Raw genomic sequence first — 8,133 nt, 5'->3', positions numbered from 1 at the left:
TCGACCCCGCTGTTGAGGAAACTCATGAAGTTGAAGGCGTTGGAGTGCAGTGAGGTGGTGGTGGACATGGGAGAAGATCCTGAAGTGAGTATTGACATCAATGTCTTTTCACGGGGGGCAGTGGCGGAGCATCCACTTGAATCTGTACGCAGGAAGTGCGCTTCTTCATGGACTCTCCAGACTTTTGATGGCGATCCATCAACCTGATCCCGGGGGCAACTACCGAGCCGATCGGTGCCGTAGCGATGTCATCAAGATCGATCAGGCTAACCGTCGATACGTCTTCTTTTATAGTTCGAAGGTAGACCCAGAAATAATTGCCATTATCGTTGCGGTCGCACGAGTAATCATCGAACAGGAGGATGTTTGAGGCGGAAGGTGCGTGTTCAAGTTCAAGCTTTATCGCCTCGTCATTATTGCAATGAGCATTACCTTTGAATACGTAGTTTTGAGTTTTAAAGTCAAGGGTGCAATGATGTTCACCGTTAGCACCTTCAAGTGTAAGTTTTGCGGGCTCTGCAGTGTTTGAGTCTGATGCCGCACTGGCCAAAGGAGATACCTCAATAATCAGACAGCTTATTCTGTCGGGCTCAGGATGGGTATAAGCGTCAGCCCCCACTAGTCTTACCCCGGGAGTGACTACGCTGCCAACACTCAATGTTTTAAGGTCTTCAATTCGGATAAGTCCATTGTTCATCTGGGGGTCAGTGGTTGTGGGGTTTTTTATAGTCAAAAGCTCCCACCAACCAAAAGCGACATCAGCACCTGGAATACACCTTAACGGTAGAGTCTCTAGTTGGCCAGGCTTAGGTTTTCCATTTAAAAGCCATAGTTTTGTAGCAGAAGGAACATTATTGAGTTTGAAGAAACCTCCGCCGCGGAGCTGCTTGCAAGGGTAGTCGTCGGTTGATTTGTTAGGGAAGTGAAAAGTACCTGAGGCCGCTGGAAAGGTGCATTGCGGGGTACCATTTGGCAAGTACAACGTTATAGTCCCGTCTGCTTTTACATTGGGGTTTTCTTGCTTGGCCAAGGCACCCGAACACCCTACTAGAAACGCAAAAATGATAAAAAAGCTCAGGAGTTTTATTGGGGGTTTCATAACGTGCCTCTGGTGTTTAAATAGGTCATGAGGAAGTGTGCAAGCTTTAAGTTAACACTCATATTGAATTATATGACCTAGCACTTGTACTAGGTTGGCAGCGTGGGCTTTCAGACCTATACCTTGATGAATGCTTTGATTATCAAGAATGGTGACGCGTACCGAATGTCGGTGCGCCGTAAATATGGATGGAACCAAGCATATGGACAGCTCTCTACCCGTCGTACAACTAAAAGAATCACACGCGCTTGCGCTGGACACCACAGATAAACCTCTCGGAGGCAGCTATACGCTCGTCGTCGCACCTTCCGCGCGCACGAGCCCAGGCGATAAGGTTAAAGTTGCCTGGCAGGGATTTTCTTCTGACGGCTTTCGCGACGAGCTTTTTTCCGACGAGCATATTGTGACGGCCAGTGATCAGGTACTCAGTTGGGCGCTGGAATCGTCATATGTTTCATTTATTGGAGATGGCACTGCACAAATGAGTTACCGGGTAGAGTACTCGGATGATCCGGGTGAATTTTTTGACTCCGACATACAGACAATCGATATTAAACCCACTTCTGCCCCACGCCTGACAGCCTTTAGTATCGACAATAACACAGGAGGTCCTGTTGACCCTGTGGACTACCCGCAAGGTATGAATCTGAACGTTGATGTGTACCCTGACATTCAGGTCGGTGACTGCGTGTTGTGTTATATCCAAGGCGGGCCGGGCGAACCGCAAGTCATTGACTATCTGCTGATCGACCAGTCGATTATTGATAAAGGCACGTTCCAGTTCACTGTGGAGCAGCCTTGGCTGGAAAAAAATATAAACGAGAGAGCTGTCTTTGAATATCAATACGCTCGTTACGGAAAAGCTGAATCCTCGTACGCACTGAACATTGAGATTAAAGAGGCGTATCTCTCTATGCCACCCATTATTGAAGGCGCAGAACCAGGGGCGCCAGGCCCCCCTGTTCGGTCGCACAAAAAGGTACCCTCGCAAGGCTACATTAGTGCTATGTCGTTAAGGGCCGGAGCACGTGTAAGGATTCCGCCCAGCGAGGAGTTAATGGACGGCGACACAGTCGAGGTTCAATGGCAAGGGTTCGGCACCAGTGGACAGTACGTTACGAGCGTTTCCGAGCCAGAGGACGAGCGTCTGTTTTTGATTCCAGCCAGTGCGGTGCCAGCCAACATGGGCAAGCACGTTAATGTGCTCTATCGGATCAACCGGCCGGGAAAAACGCTCATCACCTCTGAAGTATTTATTCTGCTTATTACCCCTTTGCCCACCCACAACTACACCACCGTACAGTGCAGCTGTACCGACATCGGTAGATTGCTGTTGAATTGCGTTCCGGAGTCCGGAGCAGTCGTGACGCTGCGAAAGTGGGTATTCATGGCCCCCGGCCAACGCGTTACCATTGAAGCGAACAGTGGGACAAGCGAGTGGCCGTTGAGCGATTTCCCGATCACACAAACGCATATTGACCAAGGCCAGATAACGGCAACCCTGAGCAAGTCTTTTCTGACGCAGCTGGGTGTCGGCGCACGTCTAATACTCAATGTGTCTGTCAGTTTTGATGACGGGAATTCGTTTACCAGGTTTCCCGCTGTGTCATTGGTGCTGGCAATTAAACAACCCGGCGATAACGATGTTGAGTCAGACGTTTGTGTTCAACCACACGCTGTAGACTACGCCACGACTGGCATGTCTAAAAAACAAATGATCGAATGGATGCAGGTAAAGCCGAGAACGATGGGCTGGGGGGCAATCCTGGCATTTAACCAAAAAGACACTAACACTGTTTTATTGCAGGAGTATATCAGTCGCTTCAGCACAGGCGACTACCTGGACCCTATTGAAAAGTATATCGCCACGACCGCGACAACTGGCCAGTTTATCACGGGCTACCAGATGGACTGTCCACGACTTTCATTTGAAACGGCCAACATTGATCGTGAAACAGCAGACGCCAAACTGACGATGAACGTCGTCGGTGGTACTCAGGTGACGTTTAACCACATCCCCGGCGGTAAAGAACCGACACGCATAGGTATCATCGACCCGCTTAACGGACCAGTCCTGACAATGGACCTGGAGCTGGTTGACGTACCGGGAAGCATTGACAGTGCTGGGAAGGTCGTCCTGGACCTGAGTAAAAGCAGCAATTTCAGCCTGAGCTTTTCCGATTTTATATTAGAGCAAGAAGTCGGAGGGCTTTTTTTTCAAGAGTATTTCGAAAGTCTACCCGACAGTAAGCGTGTGGTAACAATAAGTGAAATTACAAAGCATTCGGATGACGTCATAAAACCCGAGACTTTCAAATTGCGTACCCAAGCCGCACCAGGGAGCAAAGAGCGCAATGCGGGCAATTATGGTGATGGATCAGTGTTGGTATTGGTTGCCATGGAAAACGAAAAATCTGGAGGCAACCCTGGTGCAGACTTTCCCTATCTGATTCCCAATGATACGCAGAACAGCGCAATACTCTTGATCAGTAACAAGCTGTTGTTGGAGGCCACTATTGGTGAGGCCATGGTGATGGTTGGACTCATTGATCCTGGAGCGTGGACAATAGAGCCAGAAAGTGCGGAATCATTTAAGATAATTCATCCGCAAGCCCCTCACTTTCACACATTCATCTCGTTTTTTGACCATGGGCAGTTTAATTGCAAAACAGAAACAACCTACAATACGTCGGATGCGGGAGCAGACAGAAGCGCGGTAGGGCGCATACAAAACGGCAAGATACATCTCGGGCTTAATATATCATCCCCCAAAGGTGTCAACACAGCCATTGGAGCTGAAGGCTGGCCTGCCAGCAAACACGCCTATAATGATGTAAAGACTGATATCTCCAAGAGCTGTGGTTATGAGGTGGACCGGGCATCGCATATGATAACGCCCACAGGGCTGACATCAATGAGTTCCGCGGTTTCCTTTCCAATTCATAAGCCACCCCCCGTTAATGATGGGGACGCTCAACAAGCATTTAGAAAAGTTGAATCCCAATTTGTGAGTACATTAAAATCAATGTATGAAGACGATTTAGACTGGATACTGAAAAAACTGCCAGACATTAATATATTTGCCCTTCAATCTATTCTGTTCAAGAGCGGTGACTCTATCGCGTTCGATGAGGTAGCTCTCCCAGGCGATATGGCCGTCTTTGGTCATTTGGGACCCACCGTTACGCATTTCTCGATCAGCCCACTTGAAGCGGTGGTGGGTTTAGGCGACACGTTACCATTCACCACCACCCCCTCTACTTCAGGCGTGGCCTGGACGGTTAAGAGAATTGCTGGAGAGACAGGTTTCCCTGGGGGTGTGACTAAAGACGGGGTTTATGAGGCTCCACCCAGCCTTGGTGGAGCGCCCTTCATTCGGGTCAAGGTAACTGCGACGGTAGGCAGCTACAGCAGCTCGGCCCTTGTATCGGTAGTGGTCAGCGATATTACCGTCAATCCGGTTATTCAAACGTGTGGCGCACATCAAAAACGCTCACTGTCGGCAGGCAGCCGAGGCGCCGACACACTGACATGGACGCTGAAGACGCCGTCCAATGGCGGACACCTTTTAAATGAGGTAGGGTTTGAAAATACTTACACTGCACCTACGCCCGCTGCAGACGTACCTTACTTTGTTGAAGAAGTGGTAGTCGAAACTAAGGCCGGGAAAAAGAAGTCGAGTTACCTCGTGGTATTAAATGCCCCATCGGCGCTCAACATCATGAGAGACTTTTCCTACTCATCTGTAGAGCGTACAAAGTTAATTGTGAAAGCAGGTGTTACACTCCTGAAGCCTGAGGAAATTACGTGGGAGATAATACTTGGCTCAGGCAGTATTGATAATGGCGTCTACACCCCGCCGTCGCCGCTTGAGCATAACTTTGTTTTAATAGTTGTCAGGCACACTATGTTCACCAGCCTCATTGGTTCTATACTGATCCCTCTGCCGCTATTCGACTACCCGGAGGATACCGCACCCTTGACGCCTGAGTTTATGCCAGCTTACCGCCCCATTTAAAGTAGCTGCTTTATTAATACAAGGAGTTTATCATGAGCCATTCAAGGGACGAGCTGTTAGTGTCCATGCAAGACCGCCCTTCAACATCCGACTGGGGGGCTATTTCTATTTTCGGTCGTGCGCGACTGAATAGATTGTTGGAACAGCAATTCGTCGCTGGTTTCGACGAACTCAGCTTCCTGCCGCCCTTCAATTTGTCGTCTATTTTTCTGACGGAGAAAGAAGAGGAGTGGATGGATATCGAGGCCGTTATTCTGAGTCAGCCGTTGCTATCGTTTGAAACCGCCTCTCTTGATAATTCGCAGGCCACACTGACAATGTGGTTCATCGCCGGAACGGTGACGTCATTTTCAGCGTTGGCTGGTCAGCCGACACTGTTGACCTCCAGCTTCAAGCTCTCCGAGCAGCAAGGTTTCAAGCTGGTCATGACTATTAATCTGACCGTGGTGGTGGGAGAAGTCGACAAGCGTGGACGAGTCACTCTGGATTTGAAAGACGGATATGAATTCACGACCAATCTCTCAAACCAGCTCAATGTCCAGCATCGTGTTGGCCTGGCATTTCGGTCGGTGATACAGAACCTGCCACGTCACAAACGGGTATTCGAGCTTGGCATGCTGGACTTGAAAGGCTACAACCCGCTAACCCCGACAACCTTCCGTATCCTGACCCAGGCGGCGCCGGGCGCCAAGGACGCGAAGTCCACAAACTACGGCGAAGGTGGCGTGGTTATTTTCATCGCGTTGAGAGGTAAGGATTCACCCGGCTATCTTCCAGGCGAAGGCAGTGGCTTTCCATATTTTATTCCGGATGACAAGGACGCTGCGGGGCAAGACCTTTACTCGGCAGCGCTGGTGCTGTCCTACGACATGCTTCAATACGTAGAGCAGCAACGACTTGACTTGCTTAACAGCCTTTTGTTTCCCGGCCAGAATGTATTTGTAGAAAGCTCCCGGCACGAACCGCACGATATGATTGTGTTTGGCAACATTGATCCGACGCTGACGACCGTTACGTTGGAGCCATTATTTAAAGTCATACAGGCAGGTCATACGCAACAATTTCAACTGGTACAGAGCAGGACAGTATTCAATAATGCCCCCGTCACCTGGAGTGTCTACAGCATCAATACCACTCACAGTGCCGGGCGTATCTCTACATCAGGCCTCTACAGAAGTGTCGAACCTCAAAATCTTGGCAAGGAAACAGTACGCAATATTGTAACAGCCAGTTATTACGACACAGTCGCAGGCAAGACCGTTCAGGCATCTGCTCTGATTGCTGTTGTCTTTGAAGGGATGACGGTCGCACCTCAATCATGTTTCAGATCTGCGGAACGTAACGCTAGCCCGGTTGCATTTTCGGCGTCAACGCTAGGTGGGGGCGAACTGGAGTGGTCGCTGCTGGGAGCAGAGTACGGCAAGTTGGACGTGACTGGTAATAGTGCCATTTACACACCTCCGGAGACATTGCCCGACGGCGAAGTCATGGCAGTGCAGCAAATCAAGGTTTTGGACTGTGCCACTGGCTCGAGCACGCTGGCCTCTGTGGTATTGCTGGCAACGCCTCCGACTCTGGATGTTCATCCCCCCTTCAGCGCGGGTATAAGCCGCTCCGCGGAGGTTCAACTTTCGGTCACAACCACCTCCCCGGAATATATTCGCTGGAGCATATTCAGTGGTGGTGGCGGTGTCACGCAAGAAGGACTGTTCTCCGCCCCTGCCCAGATTGAATCGCCGCTCAGTGTGGTACGGTGTGAAGTCATATACGGCGGAACCACATGGATGACTGGCTACAGCATCGTGCAACTGTCCGACTTCATCGCCGAGAAATCCTGGTCAAGTCTGGGTGAGTTCACTTTGACTGCACTTAATGACCAGCGCTCGGCATTTGCCAATGGCTATCAGCAAATAGCCGTGAATGTACAGATTGAGACCGATAACCAGGATTACCCTGTAACACTCGAAGAGATGAGCAGCCTGACCATTGTGTACAGGGACAGTGGGCAGGAGCTTGACTACCTGCCCGCGGGTAAGGACGGCATTGAAAGTGATGACCATTATACCTGGGTGGTCAATGGCGCGGAGAACCGTTTCAATCAATATTCCCCGTCCCTGAACACCTCCGATGAGCCCGTCAATGAAGCCCGTAGTAGCATTACCCGTAGAAGGGTGTACGTACAGACGCGCGCGAAGTCTGCCGAAGTGTTCTTTGCGAAAATCGTCGACCAATATGCGGTGCCGCATGTGTCGAATCATGAAAGCCAGTATGCGCCTTATACGATCGTGCTCAGTCCCCTGGAACCGCCAAGATTTCCGGTGACCAATTATAGATTTGCACTTCAGCGCGTTTCCGGCGGCGGCAATAACCCGCCGCAACAGGCAGACTACGATTATTTTCTGACCACCACCGATTACTGGACACTCGAGTTCGTCGGCACTAATGGACTATCTGTACGGTTTGTGAGATGCGAGTTCGAGGACAGTCAATCGACTGTTCAGTGGGAAAGTCGCAGGGTTAACGAAACGATGTTCAGCTACACCGGTTACCTATTCAACGATATGGCCGTTGAGGGTGATCAGGGAACTGTGAACTATGATGAACGGCTTGCTGAGGTTATACCCAGCACCTCGCTGGAAAGCAATATTGCTCCTGGACACGGCGTGGGGGCAGGGCAATTGATGATCTGTTTATTCCGGGTCGACGATGTCAAATATAATCAGGGCAGTACTGCGCGTTTACTGGAAGCCCCTCTGAAGCTACGAATGCTGGATGAGAATGGCAATCATCATGCGCTTTCAATCGGTTTTCCTTCAATAGAAGTTACTGACAGCCGGAACACATTGCTGATCAACGTCATTTGAATCTCTCAGCAGTCTGGGCGCTCTCGTGGTATCTGGTTCGCCGCGCCCAGTGAGTTGCCCTCCATAGCAACCGAGGCATGCCCCATGTCCACCACCACCTCACTGCACTCCAACGCCTTCAACTTCATGAGCTTCCTCAACAGCGGGGTCGA

At 50.3% G+C, this 8,133-nt stretch carries 3 protein-coding genes; 2 read left to right on the top strand and 1 reads right to left on the bottom strand.

The features are described from left to right. Positions 1-97: 97 nt before the first annotated feature. Positions 98-1,099: a hypothetical protein gene (locus ALO43_RS28230; protein ID WP_083492103.1), complete on the bottom strand. Its 1,002-nt coding sequence runs from the start codon at positions 1,097-1,099 to the stop codon at positions 98-100. 202 nt (positions 1,100-1,301) lie between these two features. Here ALO43_RS28230 and ALO43_RS03855 point away from each other — a divergent pair, with 202 nt between their 5' ends. Both ALO43_RS03855 and ALO43_RS03850 read left to right on the top strand, forming a co-directional pair. After that, complete coding sequence (locus ALO43_RS03855) at positions 1,302-5,117, top strand: hypothetical protein (RefSeq protein WP_054997135.1); 3,816 nt, start codon at positions 1,302-1,304, stop codon at positions 5,115-5,117. Between the two features lie 32 nt (positions 5,118-5,149). Next, a complete protein-coding gene (locus tag ALO43_RS03850) occupies positions 5,150-7,981 on the top strand; it encodes a hypothetical protein (RefSeq protein ID WP_144114448.1) in 2,832 nt (943 codons plus the stop codon). Positions 7,982-8,133 lie beyond the last annotated feature (152 nt).

This window comes from Pseudomonas tremae, assembly GCF_001401155.1.
GTDB lineage: Bacteria > Pseudomonadota > Gammaproteobacteria > Pseudomonadales > Pseudomonadaceae > Aquipseudomonas > Aquipseudomonas tremae.
The sequence above is the reverse complement of the archived record's forward strand: the minus strand, read 5'-3'. Positions and strand labels throughout refer to the sequence as shown.